Below are 20884 nucleotides of genomic sequence, written 5' to 3'. Positions count from 1 at the left end.
ATTCTCGTGCCCGTAGCCTGCGCGTGTGATGGAGGAAGACGAGACCAACCCAGCTGTCCGCGTCGGAGGTGGCCGCTATCGAGCGATCAGCCTGCGCTTCCACCAGCTGGCACGCTCTTTCCCGGAGGAGCGTGATGACTTGATGCGCGACTTCCTCGTGACGGCTCAAGGTGAGTCGGTGCGGATCGAGGTTGTGGTGAGGACCTGGGACGGTGACGGCCTCGACATCTTCCTTGCCGAGCTGGCAGAAGAGTTTCGAGGATGGAACGGCACCCGGACCTGGCGCTCTCTCGAGGACGACCTGTCGCTGGCTGCCGAGCACGCAGGATCACACGTGCGATTGACGTGGGGGCTGCACGACCGGCTCCCTGATGACGAGTGGCGTTTTGAAATGACGACCAGTCATGCTCCTGGAGAGGACATGCGCCACCTGGCCATCGAGATGCGTACCTTCTTGGAGTCTGACCCGCTGCAATGAGGGTAGACAGCTCGTCAGTCGTCCATGGCCGGCACAACGCGCCGAGTTGTCGATGTGTGATCAGGCAGCAGACGGGTTTGAGGAAGGCTTCGTGAATGTCGGCTCGTCTCTCCCAGCGGATGCGGAGCCGACGGAAGCCGTGGAGCCAGGCGATCGTGCACTCCACCACCCACCGGTAGGTGCCGGATCGTGCTCCACCACCCACCGGTAGGTGCCCTAGGGCGTGTCTGACAAAGATTCATGTTGCGGCGACAGCCGTCCCCTGGAGACGTGGAGAACTGCGTGTGGAAAGGTCATGCGTGTGATCAACCAGCATGGCGGCATGGGCCGCGAACTCGTACTCGCGGGTGGATTGAGCCCTGCGGACGTCGCGCGTCTTCACCGTGAGGCGCTTCGCGTGCTGCGCTCTGGCATCGACACTGCCCACATCGACGCCTACAGCGACGATGCCTGGCCACCCGCGGTGCTGCGTTCCTATGAACGCGCGCTATCCCTGGCCCGGGAGGCGGTGGCAGAAGGCACTCGTTCCCGATGCGCCGACCCTGGGATGGGCATCGACATCGACGTCCGTGACGACGCGCAGTTCGAACTGCTGCTGGACCTGGTTCCTCACACGATCAACGCCGAAGGCTGGCGAGGTGACGAGTTGGTCTTCAGCGCCAGTGACTCGGGAACCTCACTGTGGATAGCCGTTACGTAGAGCAGGAGGCGGAACTTCTGTCCTGACTGGAAGCGCAGGGGGTCCCGCCGACCGCACTTGCCATCCAGCCGCCCGGCCGCTGAGACACATTCACGTACGGGCCCGCTTAGAGGTCATCTCACCTGGTGACTGGCAACGTTGATGGTCGCTGGTAGATACGTTCGATCCTTGTTGAATGCCCTGGTGAGTGACTACTGGACGCCAGCCCATCACGCGGTCGAGCACGAGGATGCGGAAGCCCTGGCCCGCCTGCTCGCCAACGGTTCTGACCCCAATGAGGTCTTCAGCAACATGACGCTGCTGACGCACGCGATCGATACCGAGGGGGACAGCACCCTGCAGAGTGGTCGGCCGTTGACTGTGCACACCACTGCCGTGCTGCTGGCCTTCGGTGCGGATCCGGAACTCGCAGATCCCGACGGTCGGACACCGTTGGACGTGGCCACTTTCTATGCCCATGACCTGGCGGTTCAGCTTCTGCGTGCCCACATCAGCAGGCGAGCCTGCGGTAGCAGATGAGGGTGCAGGCGATACTGGTGAAGGCGAGGAAGTGGTCGGCTTTGCGTTCGTAGCGTCGGTGGAGTCGGCGGCAGCCGGCGACTTCGGCGGAAGATCGTGCGGCAGGTAGGCCCACTGGCAGCCCGTCCGGCCCTGGTAGAGGATCGCGTTCACGATCTCCCGCATCGCGTAGGCGCCCTGGTGGCCGCTGACCGAGCGGTGCCGGTCCTTCCACGCCGTGATCACCGGTTCGATCAGAGCCCGCTGCGCGTGGGATAAGTCGCTGGGATAGGGCTTGCGTTCAGTCACATCATCACACCAGCAGACGAGCAGCTGCGGGCCGGCCTATTCCGCCCCGCACCCACACCAGCGGCGACAACAGAGCCACTCAAGAGTCACGAAAGGCCCGCTGGGAGGCGCTGGAGACAGTGTCCTGCTCCGGTGCCGTGACCTGTCAGCCGGTGGTGAACTCCGCGCTACCCTTTCCGAACAGACGCGTCAGCCCTGTCGGGTTCCCGTCGAATTCTCCAGTGAGGAACTGCAGCAGGAACTCCGTCATGGTGCAGTCGTAGACCGTCCACTCACCTCCGTGCGTATAGACAGCCACAGGCCACGTGCCGGGTTCGTCGCTGCTCGTGATCCAGCCCAGCACGTCCGCTTCGACTGTCTCCCCCCAGACCATGATGTCCGCCGGGCCATAGAGCTCGGCGTGCAACGGGTCGTTCCACTCGTCGACCTCCGGCAGGTCGAGAGCCTCCGCCGGAAGCCTTGAGGTGTGACGCGAAGGAAGATGAGGATCCATGCTCGGGGCGAAGACGGCCAGCATTCCGTCGATTTCGCCGCTGCCGTAGACGGACAGGAAGTCCCTGTAGTCGGACGGGAATCGGGTGCCGTACGCCGCCGCGATGTCGTCCCAGCCAATGAGGGTACCCATGCTCGACGGCTGCATGAGGTGTCGAAGTCGCTCAAGGGCGGTCATGGTCTCTCTCATCTTTCGTAGTCCAGCCAGTCGTGGCCTCGCGTGGGAGCCGGTTCTCCACCTTCGGTGACTCGTCCGAGGTCATGCCACCGGCGTGTCGAAGGACCATAGGTCAGGTTGGGAACATCATCACACCAGCGGGCGAGCGCCTGCGGACCGGCGGGTTCCGCCGCGCACCCACACCATCAGGCGACGACAGAGCCCCTCAAAGACTCACGAACCGCCCTCTAAGGGGGAAGGCGGGACAGAGGCTAGGGCCGGTGGGCGTGGGTCGCAGAGAATCGTTGATGGCTGCGACAAGAACGGTCGCCTCGTAGCGGACCGCGAGCTTGTCATAGCGCGTGGCGACGGCACGGTGCCTCTTGAGGCGGTTGTTACCGCACTCAACCGCATGGCGCTCGCAGTAGTCGGCCGGGTCGAAGCGCGGCGGCCGGCCGCTGCGGAAGCCGTGATTCTGGCGGTTGCGCACCTGGTCGGCCTTGTCGGGGATAGTGCAGCGGATTCCCCGGCGGCGCGGGAAAGCCCGGGCTTGCGGGAAGCGTACGCCTTGTCAGCCCGCACCCGATCGGGATGGACGCGTGGCCGACCCGGTCCGATGCGGGGCACGCGAACCTTCTCCAGTACGGGCTCGAACTGTGGTGAGTCTCCACACCTACAACCACCACCGCTGCCACACCGCACTCGACGGACACCCGCCCATCAGCCGCGTCAACAACCCTGCGGGTCAATACACCTAGACCATGGTCAGGAGGTGGCCCGTGGGGCCGTAGTCGATCTTCCAGTCGGCATAGACCCCCGCGGCGCCGTCCTTCCGGCACCGCAGCCCAACGGTTACCCAGCGAACCAGTCCGTCGTGGGCCAAGGAGAATGCGACCGCAGTCTCGAACTCCTTGCTCCCGCACGGGCAGCAGGCCTCACCCGGATCGGCGTCCTCCCAGAACTCCTCGCTATCCGCGATGAAGGCACGGCCGCCGCAACCAGCGCACACCCGCCCGCTCGGCTCCGCCCTCGACATCGTCGACAAGCACGAAGAACACGCGCCCACCACACCCACCGCAGACTGAAGGGACGATCTTCACCGGACGGCCGTCGGCGGCGTTCCGGAGAAGCAACGCGAGGTCCGCGGAGACGCCCTCGCCAACCTGATCATCAGCATGCACAGGCACATCGTTCCAGACGCCCGAACCAGCACCCATCCACCTTGACCAAAGAGATAGGGGCACCCCCCGGTGGCGCCGGTACGTCGCCGCGGTGTGCGGGATCAGCTTGTACGACGGAAGGGCAAACACCCACCTGCCCGGACGCCTCGAAACCTGCCGGCCATATCACCTCCAGCGGACCGGCAGGCGACTCACCGCGGTCACCGACGTACTCCAGACAGAAGTCCTCCGCCTCCACCCGGCACGTCCAACTCAGTTCCGATTACGACGACGCACTCTCCGACAGAAATCGGGAAAAATTCGCATCAGCCTCAAAAGCGACGGGCAGAATGGGGGCCCAGGCGGCCGATCTCGAAGTACCCGGTGTGACGGGATGGTCGAGATGCTGGCAGGCCGTCAGGGGCGCACACAGCCAATCGCGGCCGCCCTGGAGTGGTCTTTGATGCTCCGTGCGGGTGATGTCTCGTCGCCTCTGGGCTGGGCGGAGCAAAGCGGCGGTCCTCATGTCAGCTCTGTTTCAACTCGTCTGAGGACCTTTCAGACTGAGGACGTCCAATAGAGGTTCACCCCATGTTGCCCACCGACGTAGACAGGATCCAGCTAGGAGATGGATGTTCTGATCTGCGGCTAGGTCCCGGGCCTGTTGGGTGAACGAACTGTTGGTGACGGCAATGACGATGTCGGCATGGTGAACGGGGCGGGCTGTGCCATTGAGAGTCTGGATGACAGGGGATCCCACGGGACGACCGCCGGGTTGTCGGTGCTTGCACTGAAAGACGATCTTCCGCCCGTCCGGGGTGTTGGTGATGACGTCTGCGCCGAGGTCTCGGGCGCCTCCTTGCCGCCTCGTGAGCGTGTGTCCATCTCGTTGTGCCAGGCGGGCTATTGCCTTCTCGAACTCGGCTGGGGTCATCTCGTCGAACTCATCGAGCCGGATGCTGCCCGCGGTAGCGGAGAAGATCAGGAACTCTTCGTCGCGGTGGGCGAGGTGATGGCATGTCTCCACATGCTCCTCGAAGGCGGCATCGATTCGGGTCGCGGCTTGGGAGAGTTCCTTTCGAAGGACGGCGAGCCGCTCGAGGCCGGCTGGATCCAGTGCAGTGCTGTGATCGAAGCGCACGCGGTGGTCTTCGGCGGTTCTCTGGCGCAGAGCATGCCATGCCTCTGTTGCCTGAGTTTGGAGTGCTTCAGCTGTTTCGACTTCGGTGCGGAGACGGTCGCGCAGGCGCAGGTGGGCATCGATGCAGTCGAGCCACGTCGGCGTCGTCGGTGTCACCCCACCGGGTAGTGGCATGTCGCTCAGCAGCTGACGCACGGCGCTCACATGGGTCTCCAGCAGCTCATGCAGGTCTAGCGCGATCTTTCCTTCGGCCCAGTGGAGGAGCGCTGCGAAGGCATCGTCGTCATGGGCGGCGCGGACGAGTTCGGTCAGCTCTTCGTTGAGGGTCGCGTCCTCGTACAGGGGCAGCGAGACGTTGCTCTTCCAGTTGAGGTGCATCACTCGGCCTCGGCGAAGTCGGCGAGCTGGGCAAGCGGCTGCCGCCACTCACTCCAGTTCCGCAAGTTGTCACGGTCGATGAGTCGCATGCGCTGCTGAGCTGCGTAGCGTCGCGCTGGGCGGGAGAGGCTGCTGTTGGTGACTATGAGCACGTGATTGCAATCGTGGGCGGCTGCGGCTTGGACATCTCTTCGCAGCATGGGAGCGGTGACGTTGGGCGCTGAAGTGGTGTAGGTGTGAACGCCCATGTGGTGCGGGCGGATCGCAAGGGTGCCGAGGTCGCTCGATGCCACGATCAGAGATGGCGAGCGGTGGTCTTGGAGCGCCTTTTCCTCCAAGTGGCAGCCATCGCGGTGGAGCATTTCGACAACGTGTCGGGTGAACTGCTCCGGAGTCATGCGGTCGATGGTGCTCAGATCCGCGCCGGCGCCGTGTTTGCTGCTGTTCGTCGCGTAGCCGTTCGCGAGGGCGAGAGCGTGTAGCCGCTCCTTGTCTGCTGCCAAGATCTGCTCGAGACGGTTGCGCGCCTCAGCGAGCTGATCACGCAGGGGCGTGATGCCTTCGAGCGTCGGGCCTGTGCGGGCTTCAGTCCTCGCCCTGGCACCCAGGTGCTGTCCTAGGTATCGGCTGAGCTCGTCCAGGACCTGCTCGCACTCCCCCAGGGCTTCCTTTGCCTCGAGAATCTCCGGGCTGAGTGCCTCGCGCACTGCTTCGGCGGCCTTGCGGCAGGCTGAGGAGATCGCGATGGTGTTGGATCCGAACCGGTAGACGGTTCGTCGCTTCGCTTCTGTCAGTTCCCGGTTCAGCAGGTCCAGATGGGCCCTCCAGTCGGCTGCGACATTGGAGGCGATCCTGCATTCAGCGGTCCAGATCAGCACTCGCAGTAGATCGTCACGGTTGGCCTTCCCGAGCAGATCCCCCATGGCCTTGCGGAACTCGGGACTGCTGTAGCGGGGAGGAGTGACGGCAGCGCGTCGGTCAACTATCACCGAGCGAGGCTACACATCACCACTGACAGGGGCCCCGGGCGCAGAGCAGTCTTTCGTGCCGCTGGTTCCACTGATGGGAGACGGCTGGCACTGTGCGCAGTCTGTGGCTGGCAAGCAGGGGCCGAGGTTGAGGTTGTCTGCATGCCCGGGGGCGCAAAGGTCCGCGAATCGGGACATGCTGGATACTGCCTGGTGACACGCCACATGACCTGCCGTCACACACTCCGAGCCATGAAGTTAGTAAGCTGACTTCATGGTCACCCCAAACCCCAGTGGAGACAGAGAGAAGGTCGTCTCCAAGCTGCCGTCCTGGCTTCGTCAGGACTTGAAGGTTCGCGCCGCCGAACTTGGCGTCGACATCCAGGACGCCGCGTCTGAGGGCATCTCGGCCTGGCGCGCAACCGATGCCGACTACTCCCCCATCGACACTTCGGGCTCCACGTCATTCTCCACTTGGCTGCCGCCCGGCCAGTGGGACCAGCTCAAGGTCACCTGCGCCGAGCGAGGACTCCCGTTCGTGCAGGGCCTCGCTCAGTCGATCCAGCTGTGGCTGGACACGCATCCCTCCCCCAGACACCGTCCGGTCACCGGCATCGCACAACGCAAGATCGTCATCAACCAGAAGGGCGGCGTCGGGAAGACCGCGGTCGCCGCCGGCCTCGCCTCGGCTCTGGCTGAGGACGGAATGTCCGTCCTCCTCGTCGACTACGACCCGCAGGGACACCTCAGCGATCAACTCGGGGTTGAGCAGATCGCCCCTGGAGCAGACAGCCTGGTGCTGCACATGTGCGGGGAGGGCAAGGGCAACCTCCGAGACCTGGTGGTCACCATCGAGGAGCCTCGGTTCGGCAAGCGCCTGCATGTGCTGCCTGCCTGTCCCGACGGCTTTCTCCTGGACGCCAAGATCGCTGTCTCCCGGATGCGAAACAAGGAAGCAGCCCTGGAACGGGCCCTGCAGCCCCTGGAGAAGGACTTCGACGCCATCGTCGTGGACTGCCCGCCCAGCCTGGGCATGGCCACCGATGCGGCCATCTACTACGGCCGCCGCCGTCAGGGAGAAGGCCACGGCATCACCGGCCTGGTCATCCCTGTGCTCGCTGAAGACTCATCAGCGACCGCGTACGCCATGCTCGCAGACCAGATCGAGTCTCTTCGCGACGACCTCCGCCTGGACATCGAGTACCTGGGTCTCGTCGTCAACCTCTACGACAGCCGCCGCGGCTTCGTCGCCACCTCCTCCCTTCAGGAGTGGCGCGAGCTCGGCGACCCGCGCGTGCTGGCCGTCATCGGTGATCTGAAGGAGCAGCGCGAAGCCGTGCGCATGCATCGCCCTCTGCTGGCTTACGCACCCCACAGTGATCAATCGGAGATCATGCGGCAGATCGCTAGGGAGATCTCATGAGCAAGCGAGACCAGCTCGGGGCGTCGTCCTCGTTCGCTCGCGCGAGCCAGGCACGCAGTGTGCGCCGGCAGCTGACGGATGCCGCCTTCGGCGGAGACCCGACCGTGCTGGACCTGGCTCTGATCAGCGCCAACCCCGACAACCCGCGTGACGGTCTGGGCGACGTGTCGGGTATGGCCTCCAGTCTCCTGGAGGTCGGCCAGATCCAGGCGATCACTGTCGCGTCTGTCTCGGCCTATCTCCGGGATCGGCCTGAACGGGCCTCAGAGCTGGACTCCGGCGCCGAGTATGTGGTGGTCGACGGCCACCGCCGTTTGGCAGGTGCCAGGGAAGCCGGCCTCGCTTCGATAAAGGTCACCGTCGACGACGCCCGGGTCTCCACGGACGAAATCCTGCTGGAGTCCGCCTTCGTCGCCAACGCGCAGCGGGAGAACCTCTCGGACCTGGAAGAGGCCCAGGCGCTCAAGACGCTGGTCAGCTTCTACGGCTCCCAGCACAAGGCCGCGAAGCGTCTGGGGGTCACGCAGCCGTACATCTCGCAGCGCCTGTCTCTCCTCGAGCTCGAGCCGCAGCTGCAGGCCGACCTAGAAGCCGGCCTGCGAAAGGTCGAGCACGTCCGCGGACTGAGCAAGCTCTCCCCCGCCGAGCAGCGCGCAACGGCAGACGCCCGAGCACAGCAGGCCCAGGAGAAGCGGCTCAAGCGAAACGCCCCCCACTCCCCCACGCCCCCCGATGCTGGCGATAACGCCGTTATCACCAGCGCGCAGACCAGTCACCTCGGAACGGAGCAGTCACCCAGTGATAACGCCGTTATCACCAGCCCGAGCCACAACGAGTCTGCCGAGACAGGGTCGCCGACCGATAACGGCGTTATCGACGGCCGGCGGGAGACGCACCCGGAACGATCCAACGAAGCTCCGGCAGCGGTGGATCGTGGGGGAGCGGAAGCAGCAACCGGCCTTCCGTGGCACAACCCTCAGGCCCTCAACCGACTGGCACGCCAGCACATGTCCCTCGAGGACCGTCGGACCCTGGCGAAGCTGCTCACCGAGGACTGACCCCAACGATGGGGGGCCATGTCTCCGTATGTTCGTGAGACACGGCCGCCCATCGTGTGGGTGGATCAATACAGACGGCAGCCGGAAGCCAGGCTGACACAACGGGAGGGGATAGCGGGTGGCCGCGGTGCAACTGACACGCACACACAAGATTCTGATCGGTGTGGTGGTCGCCGGCGCAGTCGTCATCGCTGGCATCGGATTTGCCGGCTCCTACACAGCTGTACGCGAGCTCGCCGTACAGAAAGACTTCGGCGACTTCTCCTACTTCTTCCCCATCGGCATAGACGCCGGTATCTGCGTCCTGCTGGCCCTGGATCTCCTCCTGACCTGGATCCGGATACCGTTCCCGCTGCTTCGGCAGACGGCCTGGCTCCTCACCGCAGCCACGATCGCCTTCAATGGCGCGGCAGCCTGGCCTGACCCGCTGGGCGTCGGTATGCACGCCGTCATCCCGGTGCTGTTCGTCGTGACCGTGGAGGCAGCCCGTCATGCAGTGGGCCGCATCGCTGACATCACGGCCGACAAGCACATGGAGGGGGTCCGGCTCACGCGCTGGCTCCTCTCGCCGCTGCCCACCTTCAGGCTGTGGCGCAGGATGAAGCTGTGGGAGATCCGTTCCTACGAGCGCGTCATCAAGCTGGAGCAGTACCGCCTTGTCTACGAGGCGCAGCTGCAAGCCCGATATGGGCGTAGCTGGCGCCGCAAGGCCCCGGTGGAGGCACTGATGCCTCTCCGGCTCGCCAAGTACGGCGTCCCGCTCACCGAGACCGCACCGCACGTCCTTGAAGAAGCCGGCCTGGACCTGGACAACGCCGTGACGGTGGAGCGCATCGACGGACACACGGCGGCCGTATCGACGGCTGGTGAGCACCAGCGGGCATTGGACTTCGGACACAGCGAAGCTGCCGGACATGAGATCCCGCAAGCCGAGATGACGGTGGTTGACGAGGAGCCGGAGGCCCTGCAACAGGACGTCACCGCCGTTAGTCAGTCCCCTGCGGAGCCGCTGGCCGATGACCGGCTGGAAGTCCCGGCCGGGACCGATGACCGGGCATCCCTGGCGGATGAGGTCGGCGTTCGTGCCGACGCCGCGGGTGTCATGGAGCGCCCGGCTGCGGAGCCACACCCGTTCTTTGCGCGCCACGTAGCGCAGCGGTTCGCCGCGTCGCCGACCCCAGTCGTTGCCGATCCGTTCGTGAGTGAGCCTGTATCGGCGCCGACTTCGGCGGTGGTCGACGAGCAGCAGGCCGGTGGGGGAGTACCGGTGCAGACATCCCTGGACCTTCCCTCCACGCGATCGTCGGAGCCGGGGCCCGGGTCGCCGGTCTGGGAGTCCGCCGTGACCGACGACGGAGCAGCTACCGCTCGCTTGCCCGAGCAACAGACTGCCAAGCCGGAGCTGGACACTGTGCAACAACAGGTTGTGACCGTCGCCACGTGGCTCTCCGAGGCAGAGGAGTCGGGGGAGAGGCTCTCCGGCGCAGAGGTCGCCCGCCGTCTCGGTCTGTCCCCGCGGACCGGACAGCGCCGCCTCGACAAGGCCACTGAGTACCTTGAGGAGCAGCGCCAGCAGCAGGGCCGGCCGCATCTCCGCTCCGTGCGCAGCTGACCAACTCCCCTCCGGCAGTGGTCGATGACCAACCCGGCCACGGGCCTCCGTCATGTCCAGCACCGCGCCGGACGGGGGAGCTGCGCAAGGTTGACGACCGTGGCCGATGGCCGAAGGTCCCGCGTGGCCGTTCTGCTCGCGTGACCGATGACAGACCGCCCTCAGCGGTCATCGGTCACGCCACGGAGCTGGTGATAACGCCGTTATCACTGGTGGCCGTTCCGTACGGGCAATCGGTCTCCGGCTGGTGATAACGGCGTTATCACCAGCATGGCGGCCGGGGGAGTAGCGCCTGCAGCAAGAGCGCGCACACCATCGGTCCATCCGGAAACCAACAACCCCTCTCCGGCAGTGGCCGAACCAACCCCGGTCATCAACCACTGTCGTGTCCGCGGCGCGCGCCAGCTGTGACCGGTACTCGGGATGGACGGTCGTGACCGATGGCAGTGGCCGACGGTCTCGGCACAGCCGACCGGCTGGCCGTGAGCGATAGCGCCCTCGTCGGGCTTCGGTGATAACGCCGTTATCGCTCGGCGGCTGTTCCCCTTAGGCGACGGTCTACGCGCTGGCGATAACGCCGTTATCGCCAGCGCTATGTGGCGTGACGGAGCAGCCCCACCCACAGGGCCGCGCATGCCTTCGTTCCGAGCGCCCCCTTCCGGCAGTGGCCGATGACCGACCCTGGTCATCGGCCACCGTCATTCGCGGCACCGCGCTGCCCGAGACCGGTCCACGGACTGCCGCCGGTCGTGGCCGATCGACGGTGGCCGATGGCCGATGCGGCCCGCGTGGCCGGTCGGCTGACCCCTAGCCGATGGCCGATCACGCCTCCTCGGTCATCGGCCATGGCCAATCAGCGTCCATCGGCCATGCCTAGGCCGTGACCGATCTCTTCCCGCTTCCCTGGTTCCGCCGCACCGGCGACTGGCTTGCCCACCCCCAACGGAGCCTTGCCGAGAGTTGCATCAACCGGTCAGAGCAGGCTTGCCCACCACAACGGGAGGCTTGCCCAATCGGACACCAGGGGCTTTCCCGGCGCATGGGCAAGCCCACTACCTGCTCCATTAGGGCACTGGGCAAGCCTTCGGGCAAGCCGGTATGAGGAGTCTGTACGGCACGAGATCCGAAAGGAGACGTGCCGTGCACGACGCTCTGCACCCCGTCGTCGGCGGGTTCTTCAACCGGCTGGATGCCGACTGGGCCGCGCTGTGCGCGGACCCCGGACTGCAGCACGTGGTGACCGACTGGGTGACCGATGGCCACCTGACCGACGGCATCGCGGCCGTGACCGATTCCTGGGCGGCCTCCCTGACGCCCGCCCAGCTCCTTGCCGCGCTCCGCCCGTCGGCCAACGGCGTGACCGATGCGCTGACCGATGCAGTCCTGCGCGCCCTCCTTGAGCGAGCGGCCGGCCGTGACCGATCGGCCGCTCTCGCCGGCCGCGTCATCGTCCAGGCGATGCTGCCCGCAGTCATCCGCATCACCCGGGGACAGGTACGTGCGAGCGGCGGCCGCACCCGCGACGCCGTCGGTCACGTGACCGTGGCCGCCCTGTACGAAGTGGCACGCGCCGGCCGTATCCACCTCCGCCCCGGCCGGCCCGCCGCCAACCTGATCCTGGACACCCTGCGCCAGGTCCTGGCCGAACTCGCTGCCGAACAGAGTCCGGTGGGGGAGGACCTCGCGACCGCCGAGCATGTGGCCGACTCGGCGCCGGGCCCGTACGAGATCGCCCGCGCCCGTACTCTGCGCGCCGCCGCGGCCGAAGTCGGTCTCCACGCGGGCCCGGCCGAGGACGTCGCATCCACCCCCGCCCGGCTGGAGCTCCTGGAGCTCCTCCTCGACGCGGTCCGCGACGGGGCGCTGTCCATCACCGACGCGCGGGCGCTGGCCTGGCACCACATCAGTGGCGGCATCCCGGACATCGAGGCCGCCGCTCGCGCCGGCACCACGGCCGGCGCCTGGCAGCGCCGCCGCTCGCGGGCCCTGGCCCGCCTCAAAGCATCCCTCCAGCCCGAGGCCGCGGCATGACCTGGACCACCGCCCCGGCCACCGTCCGCTCCCCCTTTTGGAGATGTGCCTTGACCACACCCGCCGCCGCGACGTCGCTGGACGCGGACGAGGAGCGCGTTACCCGCGCCCAGCGTCTGCTCATCCAGCTTGGCGCCTCCCTCGTCGCCCGCCCCTTCGACACCGGCACCCACGAGAAGCTCCGCGCCTTCCTCGACGAGGACGCCGAGCCGGTCCTCGCTTCGCTCGCCGCGCTGAGTCGCCGCCCGGAAGCGGAACTCCGCAGCCGGATCGCGGAGCTGGCCGGCCACACCCTCCGGTCAGCCGGAGGTACGGCATGAGCCTCGTGCGCACCGGCCGAAAGCCGGCCGCACCGGCGGAGCCACAGCCGTCGGCCGTCCAGGAGCCGGCGGTCGAGCAGGACGCGGGCTGGGTCGGTGGCTGGTCGACCGGTGCCCAGGCCAACTCCGCTGCGCTGCTGCGCTGGCTCGTCTGGGGCCTGATCGCGCTGGGGCCGCTGCTGGGCGGGCTCGCCTACCTGTCCGTACCCGCCACGTCTGCGGCCCCGGCTTCGAAGACCGCCCCGGCCGCCCCGGCCGCGAGCGGCGGCCAGGGCGCGGCTGGCTTCGCGACCCTCTTCGTCGCCGCCTACCTGTCCGCCGGGCGCGGCGACGAGCCCAAGCTCGCGGCCTACTACCCGGCGGCTGGCAACCTTCAGCTCGACGGCGTCTCCGGGCAGCGCCGGGGTGAGCAACTGACCGTCGTCCGGCTGCGCCAGACCGACACTGCTGTCTGGTCGGTCACGGTCGCGGCCCGCGTCACCGCCACGCAGTCCACGCAGTCCACGCAGTCCACGCAGCAAGGCACCTCCCCGAACCCGGCGGCCGCGACCGACGAGGTGCGCTACTTCCAGGTACCCGTGGCCACGGCGCCCGGCGCCGGGGGAGCGACCGCGTACACCGCCCTCGCGCTGCCGGCCGAGGTCGCCGCCCCCGAGCGGGCCAAGACCCCGGAGCTGGTCTACGGCGCGATGCGCCCGGCGCTGCCGACTGACCCGCGCACCCAGGCGGTCACCAGCTTCCTGTCTGCCTACCTCACTAAGGCCGGTGCCGAGCTCGACCGCTACCTCGCTCCGGGTACCCGTCTGGCTGCGCCGTCCCCGGCGCCCTACTCGGGCGTCGCCGTGGACCAGTTCGCCGTCGAGGGCGAGACCGGCGGTGAGCCCGTCGTCTCCGTCCCCGGCGACGGCACCACCCAGCGCCTGCTCGTCACTCTCCGAGCCACCGGCCATGACCGGGTGCGCCTCCCGCTCACCTACGCCCTCACTCTCAAGGCCCGCGCCGGCCGGTGGGAGATCGCCAGTCTCGACGGCGCCCCCGCCCTCAACCCGCAGACTCCGGCCCCGGCAGCCTCCGGCGCCCCGAGTCCGGCCACCACCCCCACCACATAAGGGAGCACCGTCATGCACGACACCATCACGCTGGCCGCGGGCTGGATCCAGACCGGAACCGGCCTCGGCACCGCCATCAAGGGCCTCATCTTCGACGTGGCCATCCCGGCACTGTGCGGGATCTTCGTCGTCGTCGTGGGCTGGAAGACGAAGGCGCCCGGCCCGACGATCATGGCGGTCATCTTCGCGGCGATCGTCTGGGGCCTGTCCGCCAACATGGGCGCCCTCAAGAACAAGACCACCGAGGACATCGTCCAGTACCAGGGCGGCCCCAACGCCGTCCGGAGTGACCAGTGAGCGAGGCCGCCGCCAACGGCGGCGAGCTGGACTTCGAGCTGATCGGCCGCTGCTACACCAAAGCTCGGCGCGCGCCGCTGGTCCACGGCGTGATCCGGGACGTCAACGGCGGCCGGGGGATCCGGCTGCCCGGCGGCCCCTACACCCTCACCCAGCTCGCCGGGATCGTCTCCACCGTTGCCGCCCTGATCCTGACCCGGCCCGTGTGGGGCGGCCACGGCTGGCTCGACGTCGCCGTCCTCATCGTCCTGCCCGCCGTGGTCGCGTTCGTGCTGCGCCACCTCCACATCGACGGCCGCAACCCCGCGGCCGCCCTGCTGAGCATCGTTCTGATGCTGGCCGCGCCCCGGCGCGGCCACCTTCGCGGCCGCCCCTACCGGCCGGCCCGCCCCACCCGCAGTGACACCCGCATCCACCTGCCCGCCGATGAACAGGCCGCCGAAGCCACCGCCCCGGCGACCACAGACGCCCCCGCACCTGAGCCGCCACCGAAGCAGACCCGGCCCCGGCCCGTGGTACCCGCCGCCGCGCCGCCGGCACCCGAAGGGCCTTCGGCGCCCTCCGCGCTGGTGGCCTCGGGGGTGCAGGCCCTCCTCGCCCGCCGCGCGCCCACCACCCGCACCTGACTGGAGAACTGACGATGCGCCTGCCGATCCGGCACGTCCAGCAGAACCTGATCTTCACCACTCACGGCACCGTCTGGGCCGTGTGGCGCGTCGCCGCGACCAACTACTCCCACGCCCCCGCCGCCGTGAAGAAGCGCCGTCTCAAGGCCCTGGAGGGCCTGTTCAAGGCCATGGCTGGCGAGCCGATGCTGCTGTCGCTGTGCCCGCAGATCGACCCGACCGCGGTGGTGCGTGCCATGGTCGACGACATCGACCTGGACCGCGCTCCCCGCTACGAGCGCCTCGGGCATGCGGTCCTGGACCAGCTGGAGTCCATGGAGCTGACCGGACGCACCGACTGGCTCGCGCTCCCGCTTCCCCCGCTGTCGCAGAAGGACGCGGTGGTGTCGGCGTTCCGGGCGGCGCGGGTGGAAGTCTCCCTGCAGCTCGGCCTGATGCCTGCGATCGTCACCGACGCGGAGGTGCAGCGGCGCCTGGAGCAGGCCCAGCGGATCCAGGCCCAGTGGCCGACCGGGGTGTCGATGCGGCCGGCCTCCGAGGCGGAGATCCTGTGGATCTACGGCCACAGCGCCCGCCGCGGGCTCGTGGAACCCTTCCTGCCGGACGGCACCGAGACCCCGGTCCGCGGCCGGGGCCGGAACACGGCGGCGCTGGGGGAGATCCTCGTCGGCGAAGGCGGCGCCGTCTTCAACGCCGGCCCCGCGCTGCCGGCCAACCCGTTCGCGCGTCGCTTCCTTCAGGTCTCCAGCGAGTGGGGCGACTCCTACCAGGCGCTCCTGGCCCTCTCCGAGATGCCCGAGGCCTTCGCCCTGCCCGGGGCGGCGTACCTCCAGCAGCTCGACGACCTGGCCTACCCCGTTGACTGGACCGCCCGTCTGGTCATCGTCCCCGGATCGAAGGCCGAGCCGAAGGTCCGCAAGAGGGCGAGGCACCTGAAGGCTCAGGCGGCCGAGTACGAGGGCGACCCGGCCGGCCCGCCCGCAGCTGTCGCCCGCAACCAGGCCGACAACGAGGAGTACCACGAGCGGCTGACGTCGAACCGGCGCGAGGTCGAGATCCGCGCCATGGTCACCCTCGCCGTGTGGGGCGACAGCCCCGGCGACGCCATGGACCGTGCCGCCGCCCTCGCGAGCGATTTCGGCTCGACCGACTACACCTTCTCCCGGCCCGCCGGCGAACAGGCAAGCCTCTGGCAGGCGATGCTGCCCGGCTGCCGCACCCCCCGGGTCATGGCCGGCTACGCGCAGATCCTCCTCGCCCGCGACTTCGCGATGGCCATGCCCTGGTGCGGCTCCCAGCTCGGCGACGAACGCGGCGGCCTCTACGGCCTCCAGGTCGCCTCAGGCGGGGCCCGCCCCGTCCTCATCGACCCCGCCCGCGGCCCCCGCGAGAACGCGAGCGCGTCGATGGCCTGGCTCGGAGAGCTCGGCGCCGGCAAGTCCGTGGGCATGAAGGGCGCCGTCTACAACGTCCTCGCCCGAGGTCACCAGCTCGGCCGTCCCGGCTCCCGCGGCCGCGCCGTCATCGTCGACCGCACCACCGACCAGGAATGGGCACGCTTCGCCAAGGCCTGCCCCGGCACCACCCAGCTGATCCGCATCGACCACACCGCCGAGGTCTCCCTCGACCCCCTGCGCCTGTACGTCAAGGACAGCCCGCAGGCCGCGGCCCGCTTCACCGAGTCCTTCCTCACGCTGCTGCTCGGGGTCCGGCCGATGGACCTCGAAGGCGTCGCCCTGTCCGAAGCCGTCCAGGCGGTCCTGGCCCGGCCCGAGCCGTCCATGCGCGCCCTCATGGATGAGCTCACCAAGCGCGGCACGGCCGACGCGGCCGCCCACGGCCTGGCTCGCAAGCTCGCCTCGGTCGCCCGCAAGGACTTGGCCCGTGTCGTCTTCGACGAGACGCTGCCGGTCGTCGACACTCACCGCGCCGACAGCGTCGTCTTCCTCGTCAGCGCGCTCGCCCTTCCCAAGAAGTCCGAACTCGCCTCCGAACACCGCATCCAGCGCCTGGAGTTCGAGAAGGTCCTGGGCCGGGCCCTGATGTACCTGATCGCCGCGGTCTCCCGCGAGACCGCGATGCGCTCCCGGGATGAGTTCGCCGTCACGGTCTTCGACGAGTGCTGGTGGCTGACGAGCTCGGACGAAGGCCTGGAACTCCTCCTGGAACAGCTCCGCGACGGCCGTAAGCGCAACGCCGCCGCGTACGTCGGCTCGCACGACGCCGATGACATCGGCCCGGCCGACAGCGAGAAGGGCACCATCGTCCGCGGCCTCATCCCCCACAGGTTCGTCTTCCGGCAGACCAGCCGCACCCTTGCCGCCCGCTCCCTGGAGTTCCTCGGCGTGGACTCCACCGACACCGACTTGCTGGACCTGGTGACCGGCGGCCTCTCACCGCTCGGCCTGCCCGAGGACCAACGACGGGCCCGGGCGGGGGAGTGCCTCTACCGCGACCTGGCCGGCCGCATCGGCCTCATGCGGGTCCTCATCCCCTTGGACCGGGCGGTCGAGAAGGCCATCCACACCACCCCGACCAGCGAGCGGGCCGCCGTCCGATGAGCCCGCACACCCCATGGAGGCGACTGCGCCTGCTCGGCGCGGCCCGCCTGCGCCTCGCGTTGCTGGTGGCGGCGTTCGCCGCCACCGCCTTCACCATGCTCAGCTCCCTGCCGGCCCTCGCCGAGCCGAACCCGTCGGCGACCACCACCCCCGTCAGCCCGCCGACGACCACACCCGGGACCCGCACCCCGACCCCGGAGGAACTCGCGGAGATCGAGAAGATCCTTGACGAGCTCAACAGTCAATTCTCCGACTCCGCGCAGGAGGCCTACCTCGAGGCCGAAGAGGAGCGCCTGCGCCAGCTGCTGCCCGACGAGGGCGGCGTCCTTGCGGTCTTCAACGTCACCGACCGCAACCGCATGCCGATCTCGGCCTACACCGTCAAGGGCGACACCGGAGGCCTGACCGACTGGGACCTCGGCATCCAGAACTTGATCACCGAGCTCTGCTTCATGGTCACCAAGTGGGTCATCGCGTTCTGCTGCTGGCTCATCGCCTGGGCCCTCGGCTTCGGCCTGGCCAAGCTGCTCCTGGCGCCGGTCCTGTCCGTGGCCAACAGCCTGCACACCCGGGTCATCCTCGAGATGGGGCTGCCCAGTCTCTTCCTGTCGGTGTGCACGCTCGTCTGCGTGGCCCGGGTCTTCTTCGGGGACCGGGCCAAGGGATGGGGAGACGCGGCCCTGTCCATCCTGATCGCCGCCCTCACCGCCACGCTGCTGTCCTCGCCCCCGCAGCTGCTGCTGGGGGAGCAGCACGGCGCTATCGCCGTCGCCCGCGGCCTGGCTCTCGAAGTCGCCGACATCATCCTCGACGCCAACCCCGGCGAACGGGAGAAGGACCCCGAAGAGGAGGACTCGGCCAGCAGCCGGGCGCTGTCCCGTCCGCTGACCAACGCGCTGACGGACGCCTTTGTCGTCAAGCCGGCCATGCTGATCCAGTACGGCCGGGTCTTCGAGGGCGACTGTGCGAAGAAGTACTCCGACACCAAGCTCTCGCAGCTCGCCTTCGACCGGGCGCTCAACCAGCAGACGGAGCGGCTGAAGAAGTACAACCACTACCGGAGCTGGATCGACCCCTCCGGCGCAATGATCACCGACTGGACTCTGCCCATTGCCCAGCAGTGGGCGGTCGACCACTTCGGTAACCCGCCGATGGAGAAGTTCGAGAAGGAGTGCGTCAAGGGGGACGTCCAGGCCGCGAAGCGTGCATCGATGGACAAGGTCGGCGGTGCGATCTTCCTCCTCATCGCGGCCCTGATTGTCACCATCCTGATCGCCGGTCTTGCCGGCAGCTTCCTCATCGCACAGTGCCGCATCGCGTGGGACGCAGTCCGGGCCGAACCTGCCCTCGTGGCCGGGCTGATGCCCGGGGCCGGCCGCGCCTTCCTGTGGGACTGGGCGGCGTCCGTCCTGCGCTCCCTCGGACAGCTCCTCGTCTCGATCACGGGTCTCGCCGTCCTCATCCTGATCATCCAGGCCGTCCTCGATCCCGTACAGCAGGACTGGGGCAACGAACTCACGCTCCGATTCCTCGCCGTGGACATCGTGTGCATCGGCGCGATCAAGAAGCGCAAGGCCCTCACGGTCCGCTCCAAGCAGGTCGCCGCGAACTGGCGCGCCAAGATGTCCGTGGCCCGGATCGGCGGGACCCACGGCAGCAGCTTCACCCCGGCCTCAACCCCAGTGGCCAAGAACCAGAGCATCGCACGCAAGGCCACCCGCACCGCGATGGTCGGCGTGGTACTCGCCTCGGGCAATCCGATCGCCGCTCTGGGATACGCCACGTCCTCCAGTGTCAGCTCTGTCGCCCTGATGAACCGGATCCAGTCCGGGAGCAGGGGCAGAGGCCGCCGCCCGGCGCGGCCCGCAGGGCAGCCCCAGCCCCAGCCCCAGCCCCAGCCCCAGCCCCAGCCCCAGCCCCAGCCCCAGCCGGTCAACGCCGGCGGTCCGCGGCAGGCACTGCCCGTGCCGCCGCACAGGCAGTCACCCAATCCGCCGAGTACCCCGGCGGACCAGCGTCCGGGAGGACCCGCGCACCATCTCCCCGTCGGCATCAGTCAGGCGACCACTGTCCCGAACCAGCCCATCTCACAGACCACACAGACGGCGAGGCGGCACCAGCCCCGCCACCCGCTGCCGACTCAGCCAGCGGCCTCGCCGCGCCAGCAGCAGCTCCGTCAGCGTCTGGACCGCGGCACCCAACGCCAGCCCGGCACGCGCCGCGTCCCCGACGTGACCCCGCGGCGGCCGAGCGACGCGTCTCTCAGCCGCAACGAGCAGTGGGAGCTGAACCGTCGTCGCCGCCAACGGGGCGGTTCATGAAGAAGGGAATGAAGCGGTGGCTAGCCGGCACTGCTGGGCTGCTCGGGCTGGCACTTGTGCTGCTCGCAGCTGTAGGAGCCCACGTCGCCGGCCTTGGCCAGAGCGAGGCGGAGGCCGCTGCTGCCTCGGCCCGCTGTCCCGCCGGCGGCGGGCACGGACTCGACCCGGACACCGTCGAAATCGCCCGCAAGGTCAAGGAGATGCTGGCTGGCAGCGGCGACGTGAATGTGCCGGGCCTCTCAGAGCCCAAGAAGCAGATTCCCAACGCGAAGGTCATTGTCGCGACCGGAATCCAGAAGCGGGTGCCGGCCCGCGGGCAGGTCATCGCCCTGGCCACCGCGCTTCAAGAAAGCACCCTGATCAACCTCGACCATGGCGACCGTGACTCGCTCGGCCTGTTCCAGCAGCGGCCCTCTCAGGGGTGGGGCACCCGCGAGCAGATCTTGGACCCCGTCTACTCCTCCGGGAAGTTCTACGACAGGCTCGTGAAATTGTGGGACTGGCAGCACATGCCGCTCACGGTGGCCGCGCAGAAGGTCCAGCGCAGCGGATTCCCTGACGCGTACGCCAAGCACGAACCGCTCGCCACCGCCCTCCAGCAGGCGATCGCCCCTACACTTGGTGCGGCGCCCACCGGGCCGCTGACGGGAGCGTCCGGCCTCGGCGGACACCTCGGCCCGGGGGAGTGCGCCGGACAAGGGGGCAATGTGAACTTCGGGGAGATCCCGCCTGGGACGCTGCCCGAGGGATACCAAATCCCGGCCACAGCACCGATGGAGGTGAAGACCGCGATCCGCTGGGCCCTCGGCCAGCTCGGGACGCCCTACCAGTGGGGCGGCAGCTGCACCAACCCCCACGGGCCCAACGCGTCCGAGCGATGCGACTGCTCATCGCTGACCCAACGTGCCTACGGTGTCGCCGGAAGGGAGATCACCCGGACCACCTACACACAGATTCACGACGGGCGAGGCATCCCCACCGGTCAGGCTCAGCCGGGAGACCTCCTGTTCTCCCGTGGCACTGCGGCCGCGCCCGAGCACGTGTCCATGGCGATCGGCTACGGCTATGTGGTCCACGCTCCGAAGCCAGGCCGGGTCGTCGAGGTGACCAAGCAGGCGAACATGGGCACGATCCTCGTGGTCCGGCGCATCGTCGGCTGACCGCCGTAGGGCCGCTTTAGATCTGTCGGATTCGCAGTGATCTGCCGTCAACTTGTCGTCTGCGGGCATATCACTGAGAACCGCT

18 protein-coding genes and 4 pseudogenes are annotated in these 20884 nt (G+C 68.2%); 14 read left to right on the top strand and 8 right to left on the bottom strand.

Annotated features, from left to right (window positions below; translation table 11 throughout):
• Positions 1–28: 28 nt before the first annotated feature.
• Positions 29–478, top strand: a complete 450-nt coding sequence (locus tag ACFQ7Q_RS10705; RefSeq protein WP_383552349.1) for a DUF6228 family protein — start codon at positions 29–31, stop codon at positions 476–478.
• 58 nt (positions 479–536) lie between these two features.
• Here the strand turns inward: ACFQ7Q_RS10705 and ACFQ7Q_RS10700 are convergent.
• Positions 537–662: pseudogene (locus tag ACFQ7Q_RS10700) on the bottom strand (transposase); the annotation flags it as partial.
• A gap of 111 nt (positions 663–773) precedes the next feature.
• Between ACFQ7Q_RS10700 and ACFQ7Q_RS10695 the strand changes: the two are divergent.
• Positions 774–1178 carry a hypothetical protein gene (locus ACFQ7Q_RS10695; RefSeq protein ID WP_383552165.1) on the top strand — a complete coding sequence of 135 codons (405 nt, stop codon included), beginning with the start codon at positions 774–776 and terminating at the stop codon, positions 1176–1178.
• A gap of 183 nt (positions 1179–1361) precedes the next feature.
• Complete coding sequence (locus tag ACFQ7Q_RS10690) at positions 1362–1697, top strand: ankyrin repeat domain-containing protein (protein ID WP_383552163.1); 336 nt, start codon at positions 1362–1364, stop codon at positions 1695–1697.
• Here the strand turns inward: ACFQ7Q_RS10690 and ACFQ7Q_RS10685 are convergent.
• From ACFQ7Q_RS10685 to ACFQ7Q_RS10655, 7 genes and pseudogenes are all read right to left on the bottom strand, one after another.
• Positions 1669–1776 (bottom strand): annotated as a pseudogene (locus ACFQ7Q_RS10685) (IS5/IS1182 family transposase); the annotation flags it as partial. The gene ACFQ7Q_RS10690 and the pseudogene ACFQ7Q_RS10685 overlap by 29 nt on opposite strands.
• Positions 1776–1985 (bottom strand): annotated as a pseudogene (locus ACFQ7Q_RS10680) (transposase); the annotation flags it as partial. The pseudogenes ACFQ7Q_RS10680 and ACFQ7Q_RS10685, both read right to left, overlap by 1 nt.
• A gap of 145 nt (positions 1986–2130) precedes the next feature.
• A complete protein-coding gene (locus ACFQ7Q_RS10675; protein ID WP_383552161.1) occupies positions 2131–2655 on the bottom strand; it encodes an SMI1/KNR4 family protein in 525 nt (174 codons plus the stop codon).
• Positions 2656–2941: 286 nt separating this feature from the next.
• Positions 2942–3061 (bottom strand): annotated as a pseudogene (locus ACFQ7Q_RS10670) (IS5/IS1182 family transposase); the annotation flags it as partial.
• Positions 3062–3388: 327 nt separating this feature from the next.
• Entirely contained in the window at positions 3389–3679 is a 291-nt protein-coding gene (locus tag ACFQ7Q_RS10665; RefSeq protein ID WP_383552159.1) for a hypothetical protein, read from the bottom strand.
• Positions 3680–4332: 653 nt separating this feature from the next.
• On the bottom strand, positions 4333–5313 hold the full coding sequence (locus tag ACFQ7Q_RS10660; protein ID WP_383552158.1) for a restriction endonuclease: 981 nt from the start codon (positions 5311–5313) through the stop codon (positions 4333–4335).
• Positions 5313–6302: a restriction endonuclease gene (locus tag ACFQ7Q_RS10655; protein ID WP_383552156.1), complete on the bottom strand. Its 990-nt coding sequence runs from the start codon at positions 6300–6302 to the stop codon at positions 5313–5315. Before ACFQ7Q_RS10655 ends, ACFQ7Q_RS10660 begins: the two co-directional genes overlap by 1 nt.
• A 253-nt stretch (positions 6303–6555) precedes the next feature.
• Here ACFQ7Q_RS10655 and ACFQ7Q_RS10650 point away from each other — a divergent pair, with 253 nt between their 5' ends.
• The 11 genes from ACFQ7Q_RS10650 to ACFQ7Q_RS10600 all read left to right on the top strand — a co-directional run bounded on the left by ACFQ7Q_RS10650 (position 6556) and on the right by ACFQ7Q_RS10600 (position 20799).
• A complete protein-coding gene (locus ACFQ7Q_RS10650) occupies positions 6556–7704 on the top strand; it encodes a ParA family protein (RefSeq protein ID WP_383552154.1) in 1149 nt (382 codons plus the stop codon).
• A complete protein-coding gene (locus ACFQ7Q_RS10645) occupies positions 7701–8762 on the top strand; it encodes a ParB/RepB/Spo0J family partition protein (protein ID WP_383552151.1) in 1062 nt (353 codons plus the stop codon). The genes ACFQ7Q_RS10650 and ACFQ7Q_RS10645 overlap by 4 nt, the downstream gene beginning before the upstream one ends.
• Before the next feature lie 118 nt (positions 8763–8880).
• Positions 8881–10374 carry a DUF2637 domain-containing protein gene (locus ACFQ7Q_RS10640; protein ID WP_383552149.1) on the top strand — a complete coding sequence of 498 codons (1494 nt, stop codon included), beginning with the start codon at positions 8881–8883 and terminating at the stop codon, positions 10372–10374.
• Between the two features lie 1140 nt (positions 10375–11514).
• Positions 11515–12405 carry a hypothetical protein gene (locus ACFQ7Q_RS10635; RefSeq protein WP_383552147.1) on the top strand — a complete coding sequence of 297 codons (891 nt, stop codon included), beginning with the start codon at positions 11515–11517 and terminating at the stop codon, positions 12403–12405.
• 50 nt (positions 12406–12455) lie between these two features.
• Entirely contained in the window at positions 12456–12725 is a 270-nt protein-coding gene (locus ACFQ7Q_RS10630) for a hypothetical protein (RefSeq protein ID WP_383552145.1), read from the top strand.
• Entirely contained in the window at positions 12722–13834 is a 1113-nt protein-coding gene (locus ACFQ7Q_RS10625; RefSeq protein WP_383552143.1) for a conjugal transfer protein, read from the top strand. The genes ACFQ7Q_RS10630 and ACFQ7Q_RS10625 overlap by 4 nt, the downstream gene beginning before the upstream one ends.
• 12 nt (positions 13835–13846) lie before the next feature.
• Complete coding sequence (locus tag ACFQ7Q_RS10620) at positions 13847–14131, top strand: hypothetical protein (RefSeq protein WP_383552141.1); 285 nt, start codon at positions 13847–13849, stop codon at positions 14129–14131.
• Positions 14128–14757 carry a hypothetical protein gene (locus tag ACFQ7Q_RS10615; RefSeq protein ID WP_383552138.1) on the top strand — a complete coding sequence of 210 codons (630 nt, stop codon included), beginning with the start codon at positions 14128–14130 and terminating at the stop codon, positions 14755–14757. The genes ACFQ7Q_RS10620 and ACFQ7Q_RS10615 overlap by 4 nt, the downstream gene beginning before the upstream one ends.
• Before the next feature lie 14 nt (positions 14758–14771).
• The gene (locus tag ACFQ7Q_RS10610; protein ID WP_383552136.1) at positions 14772–17318 is read left to right on the top strand and encodes an ATP-binding protein; all 2547 of its coding nucleotides are present in this window, start codon (positions 14772–14774) and stop codon (positions 17316–17318) included.
• Positions 17315–19639 carry a hypothetical protein gene (locus ACFQ7Q_RS10605; protein WP_383552133.1) on the top strand — a complete coding sequence of 775 codons (2325 nt, stop codon included), beginning with the start codon at positions 17315–17317 and terminating at the stop codon, positions 19637–19639. Before ACFQ7Q_RS10610 ends, ACFQ7Q_RS10605 begins: the two co-directional genes overlap by 4 nt.
• The gene (locus ACFQ7Q_RS10600; protein ID WP_383552131.1) at positions 19636–20799 is read left to right on the top strand and encodes a C40 family peptidase; all 1164 of its coding nucleotides are present in this window, start codon (positions 19636–19638) and stop codon (positions 20797–20799) included. The genes ACFQ7Q_RS10605 and ACFQ7Q_RS10600 overlap by 4 nt, the downstream gene beginning before the upstream one ends.
• Positions 20800–20884: the final 85 nt, after the last annotated feature.

This window comes from Streptomyces sp. NPDC056527 (assembly GCF_042794475.1).
In the GTDB taxonomy this organism is placed as follows: Bacteria; Actinomycetota; Actinomycetes; order Streptomycetales; family Streptomycetaceae; genus Streptomyces.
Note: the sequence above shows the minus strand (reverse complement) of the source record. Positions and strands in the feature narration are given on the sequence as shown.